The organism is Opitutaceae bacterium (assembly GCA_015075305.1).
Taxonomy (GTDB): Bacteria; Verrucomicrobiota; Verrucomicrobiia; order Opitutales; family Opitutaceae; genus UBA6669.
This window is the reverse complement of the sequence record JABTUS010000001.1, coordinates 803,574-823,739: the sequence shown is the minus strand read 5'-3', so window position 1 is coordinate 823,739 and position 20,166 is coordinate 803,574. Positions and strand designations below refer to the sequence as shown.

Sequence of the window (20,166 nt, the reverse complement as noted above, 5' to 3'; positions counted from 1 at the left end):
CCGGAGAGACTTATTAAGCTGCGTGTCGCATGCCTATTCTAAGAGCTCCTTCCTGCATCAGCAATAGGTGGCACTTGCCAAATACGACAGCAAGTCCGATTGCGAATTGCCGTTGGCTGCTCGCGGTATCCATGGCCTTTGTCGTCATGCTGGATGAGGGTCTTGCATTGTGGCCACGCCTTCGGCCCAAGGGGGCGCTATTCCTGCCGGCAAAATCAATATCGGCTATCCTGACATATCTTCGCTCCATCCGGATTTGGAGAGCCCTGAGATAAGCGAGGATGAACCTGCTGCAGGGCGTCGGGTCCGAACTACGCTTCCCAAGTGGCGAGGGACTTCGGTATACTTCTCTCTGTATCTGCCGATTGACTGGAAGCACGGGCACACCTTCCCGGTCATTGTCGAATATCCGGGGAATGGAAATTATCGCAGCAAGCACGGCGACATTTGCACCGGGCGAGTGGAGGACTGTAATCTCGGTTTCGGCATTTCTGGCGGCAAGGGAAGCATTTGGATCTGTCTTCCATTTGTTGATGAGACGAAGCATGAAAATGCGCTCCAATGGTGGGGCAATGTTGATGTGACCGTAGCGTTCTGCAAGGAGGCTGTGGCGTACATTTGCTCGAAGTATGGAGGCGATCCGACGGCAGTATTTCTCTGTGGCTTTTCTCGTGGAGCCATTGCCTGCAACTTCATAGGTCTCCACGATGAAGAGATTGCCGGGATCTGGCGGGGCTTTTTTGCGGCCAGTCATTACGACGGAGCCCGGGCATGGCCGTATGCCGGCAGTGATCGTGCAGCTGCGCGCGAACGGCTCGAACGATTGGGCAACCGCCGGGTCTTTGTCAGTCATGAAGTCTATGATGTCACACCAGAAACCTACACGATAGTTGATACAATAAACTATCTGGCAGGTACAGGACGATCCCTCTCAACTTTCGGTTTCAACTTGTGCCCATTCGTAATCATACCGATCGCTGGGTTCTGTATGATATTCCAGCCCGCCACAATCTTCGTATATGGTTTCATGAGGCTATTGCAGCCAAACCATAAATGCAATTGTCTCGTTCCGTTCCATGCAGTAAAATCAAGATGGCATGAGGGCCCATCTAATACAATCCATTCGTCAGATATGCTTTCAAATCGAAAGCTTCTGAAGGAGGCATGCGGGCGCGTGTCAATTGCGCTTATCGATGCGCAAGTCTGATCATGCCTCTCAAACTTTTCCATGATAAGTTCACGGTGCAAACGAAAGATGGCTCGTGGTGAAGCAGTATTCACCGCAAAGGCGTGTTTTCAGGATCCCGAACTCGTTGAGCTAATGGCTTCGGCTGGACTCGACGGAATTTGGATCTGTCTGGAGCACAAACGAATATCCCCTGATACGCTGCACGGCCTGATTCAAGCCTGTCGCCTGGGAGGAGCGGATGCAATCATACGGTTGAAACCGTCGAGTTATACAGACGTGATTTCAGTCCTTGAGAGTGGCGCTTCCGGAGTGATGATCCCTCGAGTGCTGGATCCTGATGAAGTTCGGAATTGCGTCAACATGATCAAGTTTCCTCCCCAAGGCAAACGGGGTTGTGATGCGATTCATCCAGATTCAGCATTTGGTCGCGCAAAACCGGCGGAATATTTTGCGCATTCCAACCGGGAAACGATGCTTGTGGTTCAGATTGAAGAGCAGGAGGTGGTGCCGCATCTTGAGGAGATCGCGTCTATTCCGAATGTTGATGTTCTCTTTATTGGCCCGGGTGATCTATCGCTCGGCCTTGGCAAATTCGGCTCCATCGACTCCCCGGAGGTGTTCGCGGTGATTCGTGAGGTTGGTGCTGTATGCCGACGCCACGGCAAGGTTGCAGGCATCCCGTGTGCCGCGGAGCAGGTCGAAAAATACCGTGCTCTCTCGGATATTCATTCTTTAATGTTTTCAGCGACTATCGGGGTGTGATGGCTGGCCTTAATCAAGCGTTGGCGACCGCTTGTAAGCAATGAACTCAACACACTTCGCCATTCTGTATGCCTTGGCAGCGCCACAGCTTGTGGCTGGCGTTGACCTCGCCACAGCCCAACACCATCAGACTCGGGTGATCGTGGCGTCAGTTGCGAATGAGCCGCGACACTATCTCGCGTTTCCGGATCTGGTTGATCTTGGCGATGAGGTGCTTGTCTCCTTCAAGCGCGGGCAGGCTCATGGTGGAGATCCCGGCGCAGAGATCGATACGGTTAGGATCGACAAGCTGACCGATGCGGTGACTCCCGGCCCAGTCACTGCGCGGCTGGACGGAATGATAATGCAGATGGGCGAATGGGTGCGTTTTCCAAACGGGGATATTGGCAGTTACATTGACGCACAGGAAAAGCAGACCGAAACCACCCGCATCGGTATGCGCTACGCGCGCTCATCGGACGGAGGAAAGACCTACGGTCCGCTTGCACGGGTCGGCTTGATTGATGGTGTGGGTACGGGTACCCCTTCGAATTCGTGGTGGAAGGCACGACCACCTGGATGCTGGCCATGAGTTTCAGCAATCTTGCGGGGGGCTACTCCGTGCATGCTCCGCGCCCGAAGGCTGGCCAGGTGGCGATTCTGCGCTCAGAGGACAGCGGCCGGGAATTGGAAATTTGTCAGGAATCTATCGCGTGAGTTTGGTGATCTCCCGATCAACGAGAGCTCCTTTGTCCGCTACGCTGACGGCTTTCTCGTGGCCACCCGGGGCTACGACAATCGCGCGCGGCTCCACTTCACGACCAATGACTGGCTGCGACGCCAGTGGATCTTACGGGAACCCATGATTACATAACGGGCTATGTCGGGCGACCACGACTCTTCATGCGTGATGGGCGTTACTATCTAATGGGCCGCAACTGGACCGAACACGTGACTTTGGTCAGCAGTGCCACGCCATCGGGCGGCGGGCCGACATTTCCTGCGGCCATGAAACTCTGCCTCTTTCGCTTGGATCCCGTTGCGCTCACAGTTGAGAAGGCGGTAATTCTCGACAATGCGGAGCGCGCGAACGTGACCGACGGATACTACCCCGTACCCTATTTTCTCGAACGCAGCGGGCGCACGCTCTTCCGCATTGTCGACTACAAGGGTGTCGACCGACTGCCCCGCAGATCATGGAGTTCGAATTTCTTTGGGAGGAGGTCCGTTGACGGAACCCACTCAGGTTCTTGACTGTGATCTCCTCGTAGCCGGTGGTGGTCCTGCAGGTGTCGCCTGCGCCCTGTCCGCCGCGCGCCTGGGCGTGCGTGTGATCCTTTGTCAGGATCGCCCGGTGCTCGGCGGCAACGCCTCAAGCGAGGTGCGCATGCACATGGTGGGTGCGACGGGATTGAAGGGAGGCGCTGCCCTCGAGACCGAATTGCGCGAGGGGGGCATCATCGAGGAAATTCGCCTGGAGCAGTCGGTTCACAACCCGCAGCGATCCGCCGCGATGCTCGATCTCGCTCTCTACGACAAATGCAGGCGCGAGCCCAACCTGCGCGTCTTGCTGAACACGACGGTTGACGGAGCGGAGGTCTCGGACGGAGTCGTGCGTTCGGTGCTCGCGACAAGAGCATCGACCGAGGATCGGATCCGCATCACCGCAGGGATTTTTGTCGATTGCACCGGAGACGGTCGTCTCGGACTCGAAGCCAGGGCACCGTTTCGGCACGGGCGGGAATCCCGTGAGGAGTTTGGTGAATCACTGGCCGTCGAGCGCGCGGATCGAAGGACCCTTGGATCCTCAATTCTGTTTCAGGCGCGGAGGCACGACCGTCCGATGCCCTTCATTGCGCCGCCTTGGGTGCGTCGGTTTCGCCCCGAACACTTCACGCTTCGTCCATTTGGTCGCAGCGGTTCCGATCTGGGATTGGAGTACGGCTATTGGTGGGTGGAGTGGGGCGGATGCCTTGATACGATCAAGGACAATGAACGCATACGCGACGAGCTGCTCGCGATTGCTTTGGGGTATGGAACCACGTTAAGAACGAGTCTGGCCTCGATGCTTCCAACTGGGCGCTTGAGTGGATTGGTTTTCTGCCCGGCAAGCGAGAAAGCCGGCGGTTCACCGGCCTCCATGTGCTGACGGAGGCCGATTTGTTTGAGTCGAGGCCGTTTCCCGACGCCATTGCCTACGGCGGTTGGCCGATCGACACGCATCCACCGGAAGGCATTGATGCACCGACCTCGCTCCCTGTGAGCAGCATCACCTCCGTTTCTCTACGACATTCCCCTGCGCGCCTGCATTTCCGAGGGGCCATGCAATCTGATGTTTGCCGGACGCAATATTTCCGCGACCCACATTGCCTTTGCCTCCACGCGGGTCATGGCTACCTGCGCGGTCGTCGGGCAGGGTGTGGGTACGGCGGCGGCCTTTGCGATTCGGTCCGGACTGACACCGGCGGCGCTCTCAGGCCGGCCGGATCTGGTAAGGGAGGTTCAGCAGCGCTTGTTGCGCGACGACTGTTACCTGATTGGCATCCGGAATGAGGATGAACTCGATCTCGTGCGCGCAGCCGCGAGCATCACGGCATCAAGTGAGCAGATGGGTGCTGAAGCGCATCAGGTTCGAAGCGGCCAAACCCGCGCTGTGCACGGGCGCGAACGGGAGATCCCAAGCGCACGCTCGGAGAATTTGTGGAACAGTGTGCTTGAAGGCACCCAAGGCAGCAACGTGGTGACTCAGGCACCGCCAGACGTTCTTTCCCGGGGACACACCGGTGGATGAGCGAATCAGGATGCGGCTTGCCCGCCTGGCTCGAAATACGATGGGAATCGGTCGTCCTGATTCAGGAGATTCAGCTCGTGTTTGATACGGGACAGCACCGACACCTTACTTTGTCACAGGCGGATGGATACACCGCGGCAATGCAATGGGGCCGTCCGCAGGCGGAAACGGTGCGCGACTACCGGATCGAATGCGATGACGGAGCATCGTGGCGCTGCACTGGTTGTCGTGGACGGAAATTATCTTCGGAGGCGTGTGCACCTGCTTCCCACGCCTGTCCCTGCCGTTGCATTGCGCATCGTGGTTGTCTCCACCAATGGCATTGATCACGCCCGCATCATGGAGGTGCGGGCTTACGCCGCGGGAACAGGCCGGGACGTGTGAACGATGACATCCAACCCGCTTCCATTGCCTGCGGCCGGATGCCAGACGCCCGAGAAGAGCGACCGTTGGGGGATGGTTGTGTTCCTAGCCCTTGCTTCGGCTGTCAACTATGCGGACCGCACGGCCATGTCCACTGTTTTGCCCGCTTTGCGGAGCGAACTCGGCCTGTCCGACGTCGCGCTGGGCTTGCTAGGCTCATTCTTTCTTTGGTCCTATGCGGTCTTTTCACCGATTGCCGGTGTCCTTGCTGACAGGCTCTCTCGCTCAGCTGTGGTCACGTTCAGTCTCGTGGCTTGGAGTGTTGTCACGGCGCTCACAGGATTGGTTCCGGGGTTCAATTCCCTGCTGGTCCTGCGCGTCGCCCTGGGAGTTTCAGAATGTCTCTTTCTTCCGGCAGCATACGCGCTGATTGCGCAGTTCCATGCCCTGTCGACCCGGGCACGTGCGATGAGTTTGATTTCAATCGGCGTTAATGGAGGAGTTGTGATCGGTGGAGCGGCAGCTGGATTTCTCGCAGAACACTGGGGCTGGCGCGCATCATTCTTGGTGTTTGGTGCAATGGGCCTCGTGCTGGCCATGCTTGCAAAGCGGTTCCTGCCGGGAGCGGCCACGATTGGAGGAGTCGGACCGATGCCTGCCAGTGCCAGCTTTCCATCGTCCACAGTTGTGGCCGGCACTGCGGCAGCTTTTGCGCGTCCGAACCTACCACCTCCTGCTCTTTGAGGCTGTACTTTCGGGCATCGGCATTTGGGTTTTTCTCAGCTGGCTCCCGCTTTTTTTCCGCGATTCGTTCAACATGTCGCTCGGTGAGGCGGGTTTTGCGGGAACATTCATGCTTCAAACATGCAGTCTCCTCTCAGGATCGTGATCGGTGGTTGGATCTCAGACCGGCTGGCTTCGCGCCCGCACGGAACGGCGATTGCTCGTATTTGCCTTTTGTTATTTCGCAGCAGCACCACCACTCCTTCTTTTCCTGGCTCACCCCGGCTTCGCTACCATTGCGATCGCAATTTCACTTTTTGCACTGTTTCGCGGCATCGGTCAGGCCAATGACAAGCCTATTCTATGCGAAATTGTACCCGAACATCTGCGGGCAACGGCGATAGGACTCATGAACGCATGCGCCACGGGTATTGGTGGCTGCGGAGTATTTCTTGCAGGAGTCCTCAAAGGCGCGCTTGGACTACAGGCAATATTTGCGTCCGTTGCAGTGTTGTTCGTAATCGCGGGAATCGCTCTGCTGCTGGCCTACCACTTCACTGGCGCTGAGGACATTCATAGGGCAAGGGAGAATGAGTCAGCCAGCGTCGCATCGGCCTCCTCATAGTCGCCCGCACGATATCTCATGATCTTGAGTCTTCATGCTGCAGGAGAGCCCGCAGTGGAGCGCGATAGACGTTTGCCGACCGACGACGGGGACCATTCTCTCCCCAAGGACATAGATCCAGTCATCAACGCGAGCCAAACTGGCGAGCATGACGGCGATCGGCAGCCGGCCCAAAGAATGGTATTGGTTTGTTTCCAGATCGTAGATCAGGCAGGCGTCCGTGAGGTGCGCGCCGCCGTCCTCGTTGCGGTAGCCGCCAGCCAGCAGGATATGCCTGTCATCGAGAGCGAGGACCGCGACACCGCGTGCCTTATAGGGGACCGGAGCCACGGAGCTCCATTTCCTTGTCAATGGATCATAAACCCACGCTGCATCCGTGTTGAGCATTTGAGATGATGCCTTGTCCCAGACCCCACCGGTAAACGCCCAAAGGCGCCCCGCAGACGCCGCAAGTCCGATGTGAATGGCTGGACCTCCGGGAAATTCGGGCAGGATCTCAATTGAGCCCGAAACCAGATCCATGCTGAAGAACTGCGATGTGGATTTGCTTGTGGATAGCGCATCCGGGCAGCCGCCTAGAATGTAGAAGCTGTCATGAAGCAGTGTGCTTCCGGAATAAACGACAGGGTGCGGAAGGGACCGTGCTTGAACCCGGCCCAGGGGCATCCATTGCGATGGTGAGAACCGAGTCGGCCGTCCATGCCAGAATCCGGTTTCGCCATGTGCAGAAAGGACCGTGGGCAAACGCCTGTGGGCTGGCGTCCAGCTGTTCCCATCGATTGGTCAGCGGGTCATAGCTCTGCACTTCGCGAAGAGTGATCTTTCGTTCATCCTCCCAGCGGGATCCTCCCACAAGGACCAAGCGGGAACTGATGACGCCGCAGGCGGATCCGGCCAGACCTTCGGGCAGCGATGCAACAGGCGACCAGATCGAATCGGAAGCGAGGGCTGCGGTGGCAGCCAAGCCCGCGACCAACATTATGCTGAACCGAATCATGTTTTCCTTGGAGTCAGCCAGCCGGCGGGTAGATTCTGAACAAAGCGGAGGAATGCGTCTTCACCCGCAAAAGCGTAAGGAGCCAGCAGGCGAAGGGGAAATTCCGGAAATTCCAGCTTGATGAGGAGCTTGTCGTAGACGCCGTCCATGTGGGTGGCCATGGGTCGATCGCACCCTTCAATGCGCGGTGAACCATACGAAACTCCTCCGCCCGCATGCTTAGCTCAGCACCGCGCGCTGCGTGAAAGGCCAGGCCTTTCTTGTGGCAGCACGCCGAAAGTGCGGCAAGCAGGCCGCATTCGTGGGCATCCCGCATCGCCGCAAAGCCAAATTCCGTGAAAAAGCACTGAAGTGCGGGCGCCTTTGTAAGAATGTCGGCAAACGCGGCGGGATCCTCGCCGCCCATCTTGACCGCCACCAAATTTGGATGGGCCTTTGAAAGGCGTGCATAGGCGTCGCCGTCAAGGACGCGCTTTGCTCGCTTTAGGTTGTAGTGCAGAAATCGACAGTCGGGAAAGCGACCGCAGGTTTCCGCAAAGAAGCGATCGGTCTCAGAATCCGTCAGTGCACCCCAGCTGGGAAGGGAAAGCTGAAACTCACGAAACCCCAGTTCGCGACCCAGGGGCAATGCGGTCCACGATTGTTCCGAGCGACAGGCTGATGATTCCAATCATCGGTCGGGCATCCATGGATAACGCGCTCCGAAAAGATCCAACGATAGATTCGAACTGCCGATCGGAGACTGCATAGCCTTCACCTGCAGTTCCGAAGAGATAGACATGTCTTGTGAAGTTTTGCGCGAGTTGTGCCACGACGCGCCTGAAGAGCGGCTCGTCAAGTTCATGATCTTCTTTCCACGGAATGGGGCAGGTGGCCAGAATGGCTGGTGGGTAGCGTTTACAATTGTCCATTGACGAGCGATATGATTTGTTGCGTAACAAACTTCAGGCGATATTACGAAGGAGATCCGAGTCGCTCAAAATTATGCCGTCAAACAAGCAGCTTGTTACATCAAACTCAGCACTCTTGCGTCCGGGCAAGGGTGTCACCGAACTCGAAGCTGCGCTCAGGCGTCTTGCTCTGAAGAAATCATGGGATGCAAAGACCCGTTGCCAACAACGCGCGAACTCGGCGACCGGTATGGGGTTTCAAATGCAAGTGCATGCAGACTTTTGAAGAAGCTGGATGCCGAGAAGGTTCTCTGGCGCCGTGCGAACGGGCGCTATTACCCGCTTGAGAGCCGCCATATGTTCGAGCGCCGCAAGCCCTACGCGTGTTTGCTTCGCAAACTTCGGCACTGGAGCCGCATCTACCAAGGGATCATGAGTGGATTCAGCCAGGCGTTCGGGCGCAATCGGGCAGCGATGCTCTTTGTTCACAACGAAAGCACGGTGCGCCACGCGGACACGGAGCATCCGCCCTTGCATGCAGGAGCCACGGCGCAGCATGAAGCGATCGCGGAATTTTTTCGGGATTACGAGGACCAGTTTGGAGGCATCCTTCTCGACGACGTCTGGCTGGATGATGTACTGGAGGAGTTTTCGGCCCAATTGACCAACGCGGTGATTGTATGTCGAAAAACGCGCCTTCCCGGACTTGCAAGCGTTTCGATCGATTTTGAATCAAGCGCGGTGCTTGCCGTCGGCCATCTCTTCGCGCGCGGCTATGAGGAAATTTGGATCGCCGTTCCTTTCAGCGGCGCTGCACCGGTTGACCTGATGCGCGCGGCTGCGCCTGCGAGCGGCGTCCATGTGGGGCGTCCCATTGAAGAATCGAATGTATGCGGTGTCGACCCCGGCTGAACGCGCGGAGTTCGTTCGCCGTCTGCAAGCTACAAGCAGGCGTGTTGGAATTTTGTCTTGAGGACAATATTGCCGCAATTCTGCGCGGCAATATTGCCGACGCCATATCGCCTGCCCGGGGCGGCCGGGATTATTTCAGCCATGGGCACGAATATTGTGACCGATCGAAATATCACAACGCTTGTCATTGACTACGAACGCATCGGGCTTGAGGCGGGCAAGATTCTTGCGGACGGCAGTCATCGCGCAATCACACTTCCCACCATGCTCGCACTGGGTCAGACCACCTGAGGGATTGCGGGACTTTGCGTCACGGCTTGCGCTCCTCCTTGCCGTCGCTCTGATGCACGCAATCGCTCCCTCATTCCATCCATGAAATTAGAATCCAATATAGAATTTTACCACCCTGTTAATGATGTCCCCTTTACATTCTAAACCGGCATAATATTATCACAAGGGCGTCCAAACCACTTTATAGAACGATTGCGGAATAACAATTTCTTTGTTTGCAATTGGAAAGGGCTCTTCAAGCGGCCTGTATCTTGATGGCGGTGGTAATCCGTTGTAGGGCAGGAAGACGCCCGGAAATTGTTTAAACTTACCGCTTGAAGATGCCGCGGGGTCAGGTTGGGGCTGCATGGACGATTCCGATCCTGTGATCGAGGAAGACGTTTTCGCGCGGCTTCAATGCCCTGGCTGCGTCGCCGCATCAGCGGACTGCCGGCGGTCACGGACGCCGAGTTTCTTGAACTCGGCGCGACCCGAGTGATTTGCGATCCACGCAGAACGAAGGCGTTCCGCAGATTGGCGCGAATCGTGCCCGCAGCGGAGCAGCTTTTCGATCTGTTTCATGCGGCGCCTGCAGATGCTCTCCGACGTGACCGAGCGGGTTGCGGCAACGATGGCGGGGCGGAGATGCTCGAGCTCGCCAATCCCGAACTGTACGCCGGCGATGGTCGTGGCACGGTGCCGCCACGCATGATGCGAAGATCGATGATCGGCGCTGGGGCGATCGGCTTACGCTCTGAACCTGCGCACCCGCGCCCTGCATCACCTTGATCTGACTCAGGGCAAAAGGAGCACGACATGTCTGTGCTCAAACGGCTCGGCGCGGACATGCTTCGAATGGGTGCGAAGAAGCGTCAGCGTCATCTGGGTGTGGGACCGTGCTGGCATAGACTTCGAGCTCTGGCAAAACTGGAAAGCCACCCGCGGCATCTACTTCATCTCGAGAACCAAGGACAACATGACTTTCACCACGGTGTCTCAAGTAGCTCCTGATCCGGACCGCCCGATCGACCCGAATATCCTCTCGGACGAGCGCTGCTTGAGCAGCCAAGGCACCGAGGTCCGCCTGATTCGATATCGCGATCCGGTGGGCGCAACGGTGTACGAGTTCGTCACCACCGCATTCCACCTGCCCGCCGACATCATTGCCTGGCTGTATAAAGCGCGATGGAACATCGAGAAGGTCTTCGATCAGCTCAAAACAAGTTCGACGAGGTCAAGGCTTGGGCAACCAGCGATACGGCGAAATCCATCCAAGCGGAAGTTCCTTTGCCTGGCTCACAACTTGCTCGAGCTGTTTGAGGTGCACTTGGAAAACGACTATCGGATTTGCAACGAAGCCGGCCTGCAACGTCGTGAAAAAGGCTCGCCGAACACACTGCCGTTGCCCGGAAAAGGGTACGCCGTCTCAGCCCTGCTAACCAAGCTATTCCAGCCTCTACAATGCAGTATAAAACTCATCCGATGGCTTCGCTCTACTGGTTCTCCAGCGCCCTCTATCGCAGATCCTGCCTGTCTGGCCCGCTCCTACGCACATTCCTAGCCTCCCACATTGGACACCCTTGAAAATTGTTTAAACTTATGCTTGAAGATGCATTGAGGGTCAGGTTGGGGCCCCATATGGAGCACATTTCTGATCCTGTATTGAGGAAGACGTTTTCGCGCCCCTGAGCAATGCCCTGGCTGCGTCGCTGCATCAGCGGGACTGCCGGGCGGTCACGGACGCCGAGTTTTCTTGAACTCGGCGCGACCCTGGTGATTTGCGATCCACGCAGTGGTCGAGGATTCCTTCAGCAGATTGGCGTGCACATTGAATCGTGCCCGCAGCGGAGCAGCTTTTCGAGCAACTCAAGAGCATGCGGGCGCCTGCAGATGCTCTCCGACGTGACCGAGCGGGTTGCGGCAACGATGGCGCCACGGGCGGAGATGCCGGAAGAGCTCGCCAATCACGAACTGTACGCCCGGCGATGGTCATTGGCACGGTGCCGCCACGCATGATGCGAAGATCGATGATCGGCGCTGGGCGGTCGGCCATGTTTACGCTCTGAACCTGCGCACCCGCGCCCTGCATCACCTTGATCTGACTCCAGGGCGAAAAGGAGCACGACATGTCTGTGCTCAAACGGCTCAGCGCGGACATAGCTTCGAATGGGTGCGAAGAAGCGTCAGCGCGTCATCTGGGTGTGGGACCGTGCTGGCATAGACTTCGAGCTCTGGCAAACTGGAAAGCCACCCGCGGCATCTACTTCATCTCGAGAACCAAGGACAACATGACTTTCACCACGGTGTCTCAAGTAGCTCCCTGATCCGGACCGCCCAGATCGGACCCGAATATCCTCTCGGACGAGCGCTGCTTGAGCAGCCAAGGCACCGAGGTCCGCCTGATTCGATATCGCGATCCGGTGGGCGCAACGGTGTACGAGTTCGTCACCACCGCATTCCACCTGCCCGCCGACATCATTGCCTGGCTGTATAAAAGCGCGATGGAACATCGAGAAGGTCTTCGATCAGCTCAAAAACAAGTTCGACGAGTCCAAGGCTTGGGCAACCAGCGATACGGCGAAATCCATCCAAGCGAAGTTCCTTTGCCTGGCTCACAACTTGCCGAGCTGTTTGAGGTGCACTTGGAAAACGACTATCGGATTCGCAGCGAAGCCGGCCTGCAACGTCGTGAAAAGGCTCGCCAACACACTGCCGTTGCCCGGAAAAAGGGTACGCCGTCTCAGCCCTGCTAACCAAGCTATTCCAGCCTCTACAATGCAGTATAAAACTCATCCGATGGCTTCGCTCCTACTGGTTCTCCAGCGCCCCTCTATCGCAGATCCTGCCTGTCCTGGCCCGCTCCTACGCACATTCCTAGCCTCCCACATTGGACACCCTTGTCGTGGGGAACATATTCGCACACGCCAAGTGGTGATACTGTATCGATGACTAACGTGCGTATCTTGCGCAATAGCGAGTATTATGTACAATCGCTAAACTACGGGCAAACACTTCAAAGCAACGAACCGGGAATCACCGCAGATCTCGACCCAGATTTGAGCTACTCCGCCCTATTGACGGACCAATCAAGTTATGGTCGCATCGGACATATACGCATAGTAGTTTCCGACGAGATCAGTGATTCGCGCATCCAACATTTTAACGGGCGGGGCAATGTGCAAGTCGGCGATCAAGTGTTGATACTTGGATTCCGACTCGACCGTGCAATGTCGATCGGTATTCGGGGTAGCGGCCCCAGTCTCTCCGCATTTGGACTTTCCGGACTACTGGCCGATCCCCGAGTGGAGGTACACGGTTCGGCCGGACTAGTCGCCTCGTGTGACGATATCGACGCCACATCCAAGGCGACGCTGCAAACCCGCTATGGCGGCTGGACGATCGACAACAAGGAAGCGGGCTTCGTGAACTTCTCGCTGGCTGCGGGAGATTACACAGTCATCCTAAAGAACCAAAATCCGGCAGGAGCTGCCTTCGGCATCGGCCACTTGGAGATCTTCGAGTGGTAGAGACATCGACTGGATGATTAGCGCGGAATCTGTCGAAGCCGCTCTTCCCACTGCGTCGCGGTCACTGTGTCACCTGAGCGAAAACGATAAGCCGGGCACAACCGAGTGCGCGCCACCACACCGAGTAGCGGATGAAAACTGCGCCGACCTGGTTTGCCGGGATTGTATCCGACCTCGGCTCCTTCCTCAAGGGTGTCCAATGTGGGAGGCTAGGAATGTGCGTAGGAGCGGGCCAGGACAGGCAGGATCTGCGATAGAGGGGTGCTGGAGAACCAGTAGGAGCGAAGCCATCGGATGGGTTTATGCTGCATTGTAGAGGCTGGAATAAAGGCGGTCTGGGGCTGGGACGGCGTACCCTTTTCCGGGCAACGGCAGTGTGTTCGGCGAGCCTTTTTTCACGACGTTGCAGGCCGGCTTCGGTTGCGAATCCGATAGTCGTTTTCCAAGTGCACCTCAAACAGCTCGAGCAAGTTGTGAGCCAGGCAAAGAACTTCGCTGGATGGATTTCGCCGTATCGCTGGTTGCCCAAGCCTTGACCTCGTCGAACTTGTTTTGAGCTGATCGAAGACCTTCTCGATGTTCCATCGCGCTTTATACAGCCAGGCAATGATGTCGGCGGGCAGGTGGAATGCGGTGGTGACGAACTCGTACACCGTTGCGCCCACCGGATCGCGATATCGAATCAGGCGGGACCTCGGTGCCTTGGCTGCTCAAGCAGCGCTCGTCCGAGAGGATATTCGGGTCGATCGGGCGGTCCGGATCAGGAGCCACTTGAGACACCGTGGTGAAAGTCATGTTGTCCTTGGTTCTCGAGATGAAGTAGATGCCGCGGGTGGCTTTCTGTTCCGCGTCACGGTGTTTCAGGAACGTTTTTTCGTGATAAATGCGGCACGGGAGTAGAGCTGTTTGCGGGTGCTCCGGGTGGAGCGTGACGTGATGGAAAAGCGACGCGGTGTGACGCCACGTTGATCGCGGCGGAGATCAAAACAGCGACAGCTGGCGGTCGGCGGCGGGCTGGCGTTGGCTGCGCTGGTGGAGCAGCCGATGAGCGGCCGCGAGCAATGCGAGGTGGTGGGCGTCCCGCCGGACCGTCAGGGCGAGCGAGGGTGAGGCGAGGATTTGATCGAGGGCGTTTCGGATGTGTTTGAGTTCAGCGTCGAGTTCGTCGCCGTGATGCTGGAACCAATCCTGGACGCATTTGAGCAGATACGCCGGAAAGTATGGGCCGTAACGGGCGGGATCACCGTGCGCGGCGATGTCGTCGAGGCGGTCGGTGATCAGCGTGGTGTAGCGGGCGAGAGGCACGTGAGCGCGCGGTGCTCCAGCCAGGTCGCCGGCCAGCTCAGCGCGTAAAGCAGCATGCGCCGGTCGCGATGGAAGGTGCGCGCTTCGGCTTGGGCATAGAAGCGGCGGCGGATTTCCTCGAGCAGGGCAGGCACGACGGACGTGGGGTCGGCCGGTTGCATGGTGCCTCACGACGGACGGATTCGCGCCAGCCACGGCAGCGCATCGAGGGCGAACTGGACATCCGCGGTGGTGACAACGCGCCGGTTCGCCAGGGCTGCCTGCTCCATGGCGCGCTGCAAAAGGGCGTTGAGCGTGCGCGGCAGCCCCTGTCCCGATTGCAGCAGCAGGGTTTCGGCGGCCGGCTCAAAGGGGCTGGAGTGGATGCCGACCTCGGCCAGGCGCTCGTGCAGGTACTCGGAAAAACTCTCCGCGGGCCAGGGGGCCAGATGAAGGCAGAAGCCCAGCCGCGACACCAGGGCGCGGTTCACATTCAGTTCCAGGCGACCGAGCAGATCCTCGTCCCCGCAGAGGATCAGGGAGAACGGCGGGGCCGCGTCGGTGCGGGCGCAGGTGAGCAGGCGCAGTTCCTCCAGTGCGGCCACGGACAGATCCTGCGCCTCCTCGATGACGAGCACCGGCCACACCGGAGCCCACTCCTGCCACAGTTCGCTCAGCAGGCCGACGTTGTCGCCCTTGCGGTACTTCGGCTCCCGGCCACCGAGTTTCACCAGGTGACGCAGCAGATCGGAGTGGGCCAGCGAGCCGTGCGTCATCCGCACGAAGCGATACTGCTTGGGGCTCAACCGTTCGCTCCAGCGGTGCAACAGGGTGCTTTTCCCCACGCCATTGGGCCCGTGAAGGACACCGCTGGCGCGCACAACGGCCAGTTGGTCGAGTCGTCGGTACGCCTCCTGCCAGGCGGGGTGGGCAAGGACCACCCGCCGTCAGCCATCCAGCCATCGGCTGGCACCCCACAGCGTCTTGAGCGCGGGTCCAGCGCCGGGGCTTCAGTGGGTTTCGCGCTCATAGTCGTTGGTCACGAAGGGGATTTTCGCGTTGCGGTGCTTGTCACAGCGCACCGCCAGCCCGATGAACCGCTCGCCCAGCCAGACCTCCACCCGGGCCAGGCTCACCGGATCGAAACGCACCGTGATGAGCTGCCCGCGCAGATGCGCCGCCACCTCCCAAAGGCCCGCTTCCAGCGAGAAGGTCGCATCCTTGCGCACCCGCCGCTCCACCCGCATGAAGAACAAGCGGTCGAGTGGCGCGTTCGCATCCAGCAGCCTCAACGCCGTGCCCAGCCGTGCGAAGCGCTGCGCCGGTGCCTCGCCGGCCAGGGCCGAGTGCACGTGTTGATGGTACCCGCTCTCCAGCCACTGCCAGAACCGCCGGTTCAATTCGTCGATGGAGTGCACCGGCGTGAACACCAGCGGCGGGAGGAACTGGGTCTGCACCGTGGAAAAGAACCGCTCGATCTTGCCCTTCGACCAGCTGTGGTACGGCTTCGCGTGGATCAGGCGGATGCCGAGGTTCGCACACACGACCGCCAGATGCTGGCTGCGGAACGCCGCTCCATTGTCCGTGTAGAGTTTCTCCGGCAGCCCGCGGGTCTGGAGCGCCCGCCGCAGCGCATCCAGGAAACCCTCCAGGCGTTCGTGCTCGTAAAACTGCCCGTGCACGCACAGCCGCGAGCAGTCGTCGAGCAGCGCGAACAAATACGTGCGCTGCGCCCCTGCATTCCCCCCGGTCCTCAGCGTCGGCCCGTGCATGCAGTCGGCCATCCAATAGATTCGGCAGCGGCAGTTCGAAGGCCTTCGTCGGCCCCCCGCTAAGACCCGAACCGGCCCGCACGCTGCGCCGGTCCAATCCCGCCTCCACCAGCCGCCTCCGCAGCGTGCTTTCGCTCACACTGCCGCGCTCCAGGATCCCCTGCCGCACCAACTCCTCCGCCAGGGCTTTGAGTGTCAGGCCCGGATGCTCCCGCCTCAGTCTGCACAACGCCTCCACCGCGGCCGATCCATCGCCTTCGATTTTCCCCAGTCACAACGCCTTTGACTGTGCAGCGCGGCAAACTGGCCGTGCCTGTGTAGTCGTAGTACCAGTCCTCGATCGTCGCGGCCAGAACACAGTTGCCCGTCCCAGGCCTGCTGCGCGGCCTGTTGCGCCGCTTGCATCAACGGCGGTCCGTTCCGGACCGCCTGCATCACCGCCTGAACGGCGGCGAAGCGCGCCAGCGCCCTCGCTTCCCGTGATTCCTCTTCCGAAGGAGTGATTTTCATACCCTGAAAGCGTTTCACCGCTCCGGTTCACGATCGCGATATTTTCGTTGTGTGGGCTGCTACCCCTTCACGTTCAGACCCGGTCTCTCGGGCCAGCCGTAGTGTTCACCACACCCCGCTGGCTGATGGCACTGGTACTGCCGAAACAGGGTTGTCCTGAACTCGGCCACCAGTCGGCGTGCGGCGGAGGTCAATCCACCGCACGCCGCTTTCAGCCAGGGCCACATCGCCCTGCTGCTCGCCGGAGGTGCGGCCCAAGCCGCATCCCACCCGCCGCCAAAGCTCCGTCGCGTAGCCAAGGCATCCGCCGACGATAGTCCTCCAGCACCGACAGCCACCGCTGCACTTCCCTTCGCCAGAACTCCCCCTCGAGAAACGCTTCAAACGTCGAAACCTGCACCAGCCGGTACGACAACGCGAATCCCGGCAGGTAGCTCACCGTACCCCTGCACGCTGCGCAGATGAATCGTGCCACCAGCACCCGCAGCTCCTGCCCCGCCACCCCTGTCACGCCACGACTGTAAAATCCATGCCGTTGCAACCGACCCTTTCCACACCGCGGACACAATCCTTCACCACGCACCTGCCGATGGGCCTCCGTCTCGATGTATTGCTCAGGACTCAGCGCCGTGGGGTGGATCCGCTGCATTCCCCAACCTCTTAATCCCTCCTCTCCCTCTTACGCCACTCTCTTCACCCCAACCCCCGCCACGCTCCAAACCCGATCCTTCAGACCACTGTCGCTCCCACCCTGACCAAATCCACTCCCGTCTTCAGGAAACTCCGTGACGCGGGACAGGGCTTTCCAGTTTTGCCAGAGCTCGAAGTCTATGCCAGCACGGTCCCACACCCAGATGACGCGCTGACGCTTCTTCGCACCCATTCGAAGCATGTCCGCGCCGAGCCGTTTGAGCACAGACATGTCGTGCTCGCACGCCCTGAGTCAGATCAAGGTGATGCAGGGCGCGGGTGCACCAGGTTCAGAGCGTAAACATGGCCGACCGCCCAGCGCCGATCATCGATCTTCGCATCATGCGTGGCGGCACCGTGCCAATGACCATCGCCGGCGTACAGTTCGTGATTGGCGAGCTCTTCCGGCATCTCCGCCCGTGGCGCCATCGTTGCCGCAACCCGCTCGGTCACGTCGGAGAGCATCTGCAGGCGCCGCATGCTCTTGAGTTGCTCGAAAAGCTGCTCCGCTGCGGGCACGATTCAATGTGCACGCCAATCTGCTGAAGGATCCTCGACCACTGCGTGGATCGTAAATCACCAGGTCGCGCCGGGTTCAAGAAACTCGGCGTCCGTGAACGCCAGCAGTCCTGCTGATGCAGCGACGCAGCCAGGGCATTGCTCAAGGGCGCGAAAAACGTCTTCCTCAATACAGGATCAGAAATGTGCTCCATATGGGGCCCCAACCTGACCCTCAATGCATCTTCAAAGCATAAGTTTAAACAATTTTCCGGGCGTCTTTCTGCCTCTACAACGAGATTACCCACCGCCACTCAATCCCCGAGGCCACTCTGAAGCCCTTTCCAATCGCGCATTGTCGCTCCCAAGTTTCGCTATTCCGCAATCGTTCTTTAGAGTGGTTTGGACGCCCTTGCATTTTTTCGAGGCAAGCCCAGGTGGATTCTCGTCTGCCAAAACAGACATTCTCTATTTTTCCGGGCCCATTCCCAAGGATTTCGCTTCGGTGCCCTCCGCAGTGGACTCGACCTTAATTTCCCGGGGAGCCGCTTTCTCCATGAGATCCTTCACTTCGTTCTGCTTTATCGGCAGCTTCCGCATGAGCACCGATCTGGCAAAACGATCCGAGGTTCTCCAGCCCTCGCCCTGCCCGCCAAGCTTCAGTGCCGTCTGAAGCACCTGCTCAGCTTCGGCCTCACGGCCAAGGTGCAGCAGCGTGAGTCCAAGCATGTAGCGGAACCGGAGATTGCCCGGTTCGATTTCCACCGCGCGGCGAAACCAGGGTTCGGCCTCCTGGTACTTCCCCTCCCTGGCAAGAAGAGTGGCCAGATTGGCAACAGACAAGGGCCGGTCCGGCCACTTTTCCGCTGCCAGCCTCGCATAGGGTTCAGCAGTTTTCAGGTAGTTCAGATTTATGAGCGTCGCAGTCAGGCTGACTGTCATCGTATAGGAATGGCCACCGACACGAATGGCATTTCTATATGCAGTCTCCCCATCTTTCCATAGCATAGTATAGGCATACGCCTTGACTCCCAATGCGCCGGCGAAACCGATTGTCGCAAAAACCAGGATGCCCATCCGAACAATATTTCGCCCGGCCATCCACTCAAAAACCGCTCCGATCCCAATCAGAAGCCCGATCATCGGAACATACATGTAGCGGTCAGCGTGGCTCTGACTCCCCACTTGAACCAGCCCGATCACAGGCAGCAGCGATATGAGAAACCAGTCGGCGCCAAAAGTCAGCAGGGGTGCGCGTTTCGTGCTCCAGATGGTGACAAAGGTGGTGCCGAGGATGAAGAGGCACGCCACGACGATCAGCCCCCAGTCCGTCTGTTCGCGAAGCGGATAAAAAAAGCTCAGGTTCTCCGGCCACACAAATGTCTCCAGGTACACTCCCAGCGCCTGGGTCGCGTTGCTGATTCGATCGAGAAAGGAAAGAGTGTCGAGCGACGCAACCGCTCCGACGCTGCGCTGCGCAATGATCGTCGCCACGCACATCACCCCCGCAGCAATGGACATGGGCAGCACGCGAACGAACGTTTCGCGAAACCAGGCCCAGGCAGCACCTGCGGAACGCAGGATCTTTCCTTCCGATAGATGGACGGCGATGGCCGCCTCGAAGACTACAACGATCACCGGCAAAGTCACGCCCATCGCCTTTGACATCAGACTCGCGACGTAGGCAGCTGTCATAAGGACAAGGGTCAGCCTCCTCCCTTCGCGCCGCCAATCCAAATAGGTTATCATCGCCGCGAGCAGCAGAAAGGTACTGAGCTGATTCTTTCGCTGCGACAACCAGGCCACCGACTCCACATTAAGCGGATGGCAGGCAAAAATAGACGCCAGCGCAAACGCCAGCATGCGCGAGAATCCCAGCCGCTTCAGCAAGGCATAGACCAGCATGCAATTGCCGGCATGCCAGAACAAGTTCTCGATCATGTGGCCGCCCCAATGCTCTCCGAAGACCTGCTGGTCAGCCATGTGGCTCAGCCAGGTGAACGGATGCCAGTTGGCCGAATCGAAATTGGTGAACGCCCAGACCAGGCTGTCCCACTTCAAACCCGCAAGCACCCAGGCATTGTCCGTGAGATACAGAGCATCATCGAACGCGATCGGCCGATGCCCACCAATCTGCGCATAGATCATGACCACAGCCAGTCCCAGGAACCCGCAGGCGGCGGCATCCCTCATGATGGGACTCACATACAGGGCGCTTTTCGGCTTCCTTTCAGGCATTGCATTCACGCTGGCGAGTCCGGGCCCAATCAGAGGCGCCAGTCTGGCTCTGGTTCATAAAAGTCTTCGGCACGGAAGGAAGCCGTGTGGAGGAAAATCTCCATCCTGAACCCGCCAGAATTAAGCACAAAAAAGCCGCGCCCCTT

22 protein-coding genes and 1 pseudogene are annotated in these 20,166 nt (G+C 58.7%); 12 read left to right on the top strand and 11 right to left on the bottom strand.

Annotated elements, in window-relative coordinates; translation table 11 throughout:
* Positions 1–169: 169 nt before the first annotated feature.
* The 7 genes and pseudogenes from HS122_03350 (at position 170) to HS122_03320 (ending at position 6,432) form a co-directional block, all read left to right on the top strand.
* Positions 170–1,207 (top strand): hypothetical protein, encoded by a 1,038-nt coding sequence (locus HS122_03350; protein MBE7537435.1) that lies wholly within the window; start codon positions 170–172, stop codon positions 1,205–1,207.
* Positions 1,208–1,255: 48 nt separating this feature from the next.
* The gene (locus tag HS122_03345) at positions 1,256–1,951 is read left to right on the top strand and encodes an aldolase (protein ID MBE7537434.1); all 696 of its coding nucleotides are present in this window, start codon (positions 1,256–1,258) and stop codon (positions 1,949–1,951) included.
* 40 nt (positions 1,952–1,991) lie between these two features.
* Positions 1,992–2,522 (top strand): hypothetical protein, encoded by a 531-nt coding sequence (locus tag HS122_03340; GenBank protein ID MBE7537433.1) that lies wholly within the window; start codon positions 1,992–1,994, stop codon positions 2,520–2,522.
* 311 nt (positions 2,523–2,833) lie between these two features.
* On the top strand, positions 2,834–3,184 hold the full coding sequence (locus HS122_03335) for a hypothetical protein (protein ID MBE7537432.1): 351 nt from the start codon (positions 2,834–2,836) through the stop codon (positions 3,182–3,184).
* Positions 3,159–5,105 (top strand): annotated as a pseudogene (locus HS122_03330) (FAD-dependent oxidoreductase). The gene HS122_03335 and the pseudogene HS122_03330 overlap by 26 nt, the downstream one beginning before the upstream one ends.
* 3 nt (positions 5,106–5,108) lie before the next feature.
* The gene (locus HS122_03325) at positions 5,109–5,828 is read left to right on the top strand and encodes an MFS transporter (protein ID MBE7537431.1); all 720 of its coding nucleotides are present in this window, start codon (positions 5,109–5,111) and stop codon (positions 5,826–5,828) included.
* Positions 5,829–5,976: 148 nt separating this feature from the next.
* Entirely contained in the window at positions 5,977–6,432 is a 456-nt protein-coding gene (locus HS122_03320; GenBank protein MBE7537430.1) for an MFS transporter, read from the top strand.
* On the opposite strand, the gene HS122_03315 is transcribed toward HS122_03320, so the two are convergent.
* Genes HS122_03315 through HS122_03305 form a run of 3 tightly spaced genes read right to left on the bottom strand, consistent with a single transcriptional unit; the run spans position 6,427 to position 7,590 of the window.
* Positions 6,427–7,098 carry a hypothetical protein gene (locus tag HS122_03315; protein ID MBE7537429.1) on the bottom strand — a complete coding sequence of 224 codons (672 nt, stop codon included), beginning with the start codon at positions 7,096–7,098 and terminating at the stop codon, positions 6,427–6,429. The genes HS122_03320 and HS122_03315 overlap by 6 nt on opposite strands.
* Positions 7,025–7,429, bottom strand: coding sequence for a hypothetical protein (locus HS122_03310; GenBank protein ID MBE7537428.1), 405 nt, complete (start codon positions 7,427–7,429; stop codon positions 7,025–7,027). Before HS122_03310 ends, HS122_03315 begins: the two co-directional genes overlap by 74 nt.
* Positions 7,426–7,590, bottom strand: coding sequence for a hypothetical protein (locus HS122_03305; protein MBE7537427.1), 165 nt, complete (start codon positions 7,588–7,590; stop codon positions 7,426–7,428). Before HS122_03305 ends, HS122_03310 begins: the two co-directional genes overlap by 4 nt.
* 930 nt (positions 7,591–8,520) lie before the next feature.
* Here HS122_03305 and HS122_03300 point away from each other — a divergent pair.
* The 5 genes from HS122_03300 to HS122_03280 all read left to right on the top strand — a co-directional run bounded on the left by HS122_03300 (position 8,521) and on the right by HS122_03280 (position 13,028).
* A complete protein-coding gene (locus HS122_03300; protein MBE7537426.1) occupies positions 8,521–9,231 on the top strand; it encodes a hypothetical protein in 711 nt (236 codons plus the stop codon).
* 141 nt (positions 9,232–9,372) lie between these two features.
* On the top strand, positions 9,373–9,522 hold the full coding sequence (locus tag HS122_03295; protein MBE7537425.1) for a hypothetical protein: 150 nt from the start codon (positions 9,373–9,375) through the stop codon (positions 9,520–9,522).
* Between the two features lie 838 nt (positions 9,523–10,360).
* Entirely contained in the window at positions 10,361–11,062 is a 702-nt protein-coding gene (locus HS122_03290; GenBank protein MBE7537424.1) for a transposase, read from the top strand.
* 811 nt (positions 11,063–11,873) lie between these two features.
* Positions 11,874–12,254, top strand: a complete 381-nt coding sequence (locus HS122_03285; GenBank protein ID MBE7537423.1) for a hypothetical protein — start codon at positions 11,874–11,876, stop codon at positions 12,252–12,254.
* Positions 12,255–12,446: 192 nt separating this feature from the next.
* Positions 12,447–13,028 carry a hypothetical protein gene (locus HS122_03280; GenBank protein MBE7537422.1) on the top strand — a complete coding sequence of 194 codons (582 nt, stop codon included), beginning with the start codon at positions 12,447–12,449 and terminating at the stop codon, positions 13,026–13,028.
* A 395-nt stretch (positions 13,029–13,423) separates the two neighbouring features.
* Here the strand turns inward: HS122_03280 and HS122_03275 are convergent, their stop codons facing one another.
* The 8 genes from HS122_03275 to HS122_03240 all read right to left on the bottom strand — a co-directional run bounded on the left by HS122_03275 (position 13,424) and on the right by HS122_03240 (position 20,020).
* Entirely contained in the window at positions 13,424–13,693 is a 270-nt protein-coding gene (locus HS122_03275) for a hypothetical protein (GenBank protein ID MBE7537421.1), read from the bottom strand.
* Between the two features lie 316 nt (positions 13,694–14,009).
* Positions 14,010–14,333, bottom strand: coding sequence for a hypothetical protein (locus tag HS122_03270; GenBank protein MBE7537420.1), 324 nt, complete (start codon positions 14,331–14,333; stop codon positions 14,010–14,012).
* Entirely contained in the window at positions 14,306–14,467 is a 162-nt protein-coding gene (locus HS122_03265; GenBank protein ID MBE7537419.1) for a hypothetical protein, read from the bottom strand. Before HS122_03265 ends, HS122_03270 begins: the two co-directional genes overlap by 28 nt.
* Before the next feature lie 33 nt (positions 14,468–14,500).
* A complete protein-coding gene (locus HS122_03260; protein MBE7537418.1) occupies positions 14,501–15,157 on the bottom strand; it encodes an AAA family ATPase in 657 nt (218 codons plus the stop codon).
* Between the two features lie 165 nt (positions 15,158–15,322).
* A complete protein-coding gene (locus HS122_03255; protein MBE7537417.1) occupies positions 15,323–16,096 on the bottom strand; it encodes a transposase in 774 nt (257 codons plus the stop codon).
* Between the two features lie 1,177 nt (positions 16,097–17,273).
* The gene (locus HS122_03250; protein ID MBE7537416.1) at positions 17,274–17,516 is read right to left on the bottom strand and encodes a hypothetical protein; all 243 of its coding nucleotides are present in this window, start codon (positions 17,514–17,516) and stop codon (positions 17,274–17,276) included.
* Between the two features lie 26 nt (positions 17,517–17,542).
* Entirely contained in the window at positions 17,543–17,803 is a 261-nt protein-coding gene (locus tag HS122_03245; GenBank protein MBE7537415.1) for a hypothetical protein, read from the bottom strand.
* A 447-nt stretch (positions 17,804–18,250) separates the two neighbouring features.
* A complete protein-coding gene (locus tag HS122_03240; protein MBE7537414.1) occupies positions 18,251–20,020 on the bottom strand; it encodes a tetratricopeptide repeat protein in 1,770 nt (589 codons plus the stop codon).
* Between the last annotated feature and the right edge of the window lie 146 nt (positions 20,021–20,166).

What these genes read in the sequence shown, in the direction of transcription:
- HS122_03310 (MBE7537428.1), bottom strand. Translation starts at nt 7,429, where the DNA reads ATGATTCGGTTCAGCATAATGTTGGTCGCGGGCTTGGCTGCCACCGCA.
- HS122_03240 (MBE7537414.1), bottom strand. Translation starts at nt 20,020, where the DNA reads ATGCCTGAAAGGAAGCCGAAAAGCGCCCTGTATGTGAGTCCCATCATG.
- HS122_03340 (MBE7537433.1), top strand. Translation starts at nt 1,992, where the DNA reads ATGAACTCAACACACTTCGCCATTCTGTATGCCTTGGCAGCGCCACAG.
- HS122_03335 (MBE7537432.1), top strand. Translation starts at nt 2,834, where the DNA reads ATGCGTGATGGGCGTTACTATCTAATGGGCCGCAACTGGACCGAACAC.
- HS122_03300 (MBE7537426.1), top strand. Translation starts at nt 8,521, where the DNA reads ATGGGATGCAAAGACCCGTTGCCAACAACGCGCGAACTCGGCGACCGG.
- HS122_03305 (MBE7537427.1), bottom strand. Translation starts at nt 7,590, where the DNA reads ATGGCCACCCACATGGACGGCGTCTACGACAAGCTCCTCATCAAGCTG.
- HS122_03250 (MBE7537416.1), bottom strand. Translation starts at nt 17,516, where the DNA reads ATGTCTGTGCTCAAACGGCTCGGCGCGGACATGCTTCGAATGGGTGCG.
- HS122_03315 (MBE7537429.1), bottom strand. Translation starts at nt 7,098, where the DNA reads ATGCCCCTGGGCCGGGTTCAAGCACGGTCCCTTCCGCACCCTGTCGTT.
- HS122_03295 (MBE7537425.1), top strand. Translation starts at nt 9,373, where the DNA reads ATGGGCACGAATATTGTGACCGATCGAAATATCACAACGCTTGTCATT.
- HS122_03280 (MBE7537422.1), top strand. Translation starts at nt 12,447, where the DNA reads ATGACTAACGTGCGTATCTTGCGCAATAGCGAGTATTATGTACAATCG.
- HS122_03255 (MBE7537417.1), bottom strand. Translation starts at nt 16,096, where the DNA reads ATGGCCGACTGCATGCACGGGCCGACGCTGAGGACCGGGGGGAATGCA.
- HS122_03325 (MBE7537431.1), top strand. Translation starts at nt 5,109, where the DNA reads ATGACATCCAACCCGCTTCCATTGCCTGCGGCCGGATGCCAGACGCCC.
- HS122_03345 (MBE7537434.1), top strand. Translation starts at nt 1,256, where the DNA reads ATGGCTCGTGGTGAAGCAGTATTCACCGCAAAGGCGTGTTTTCAGGAT.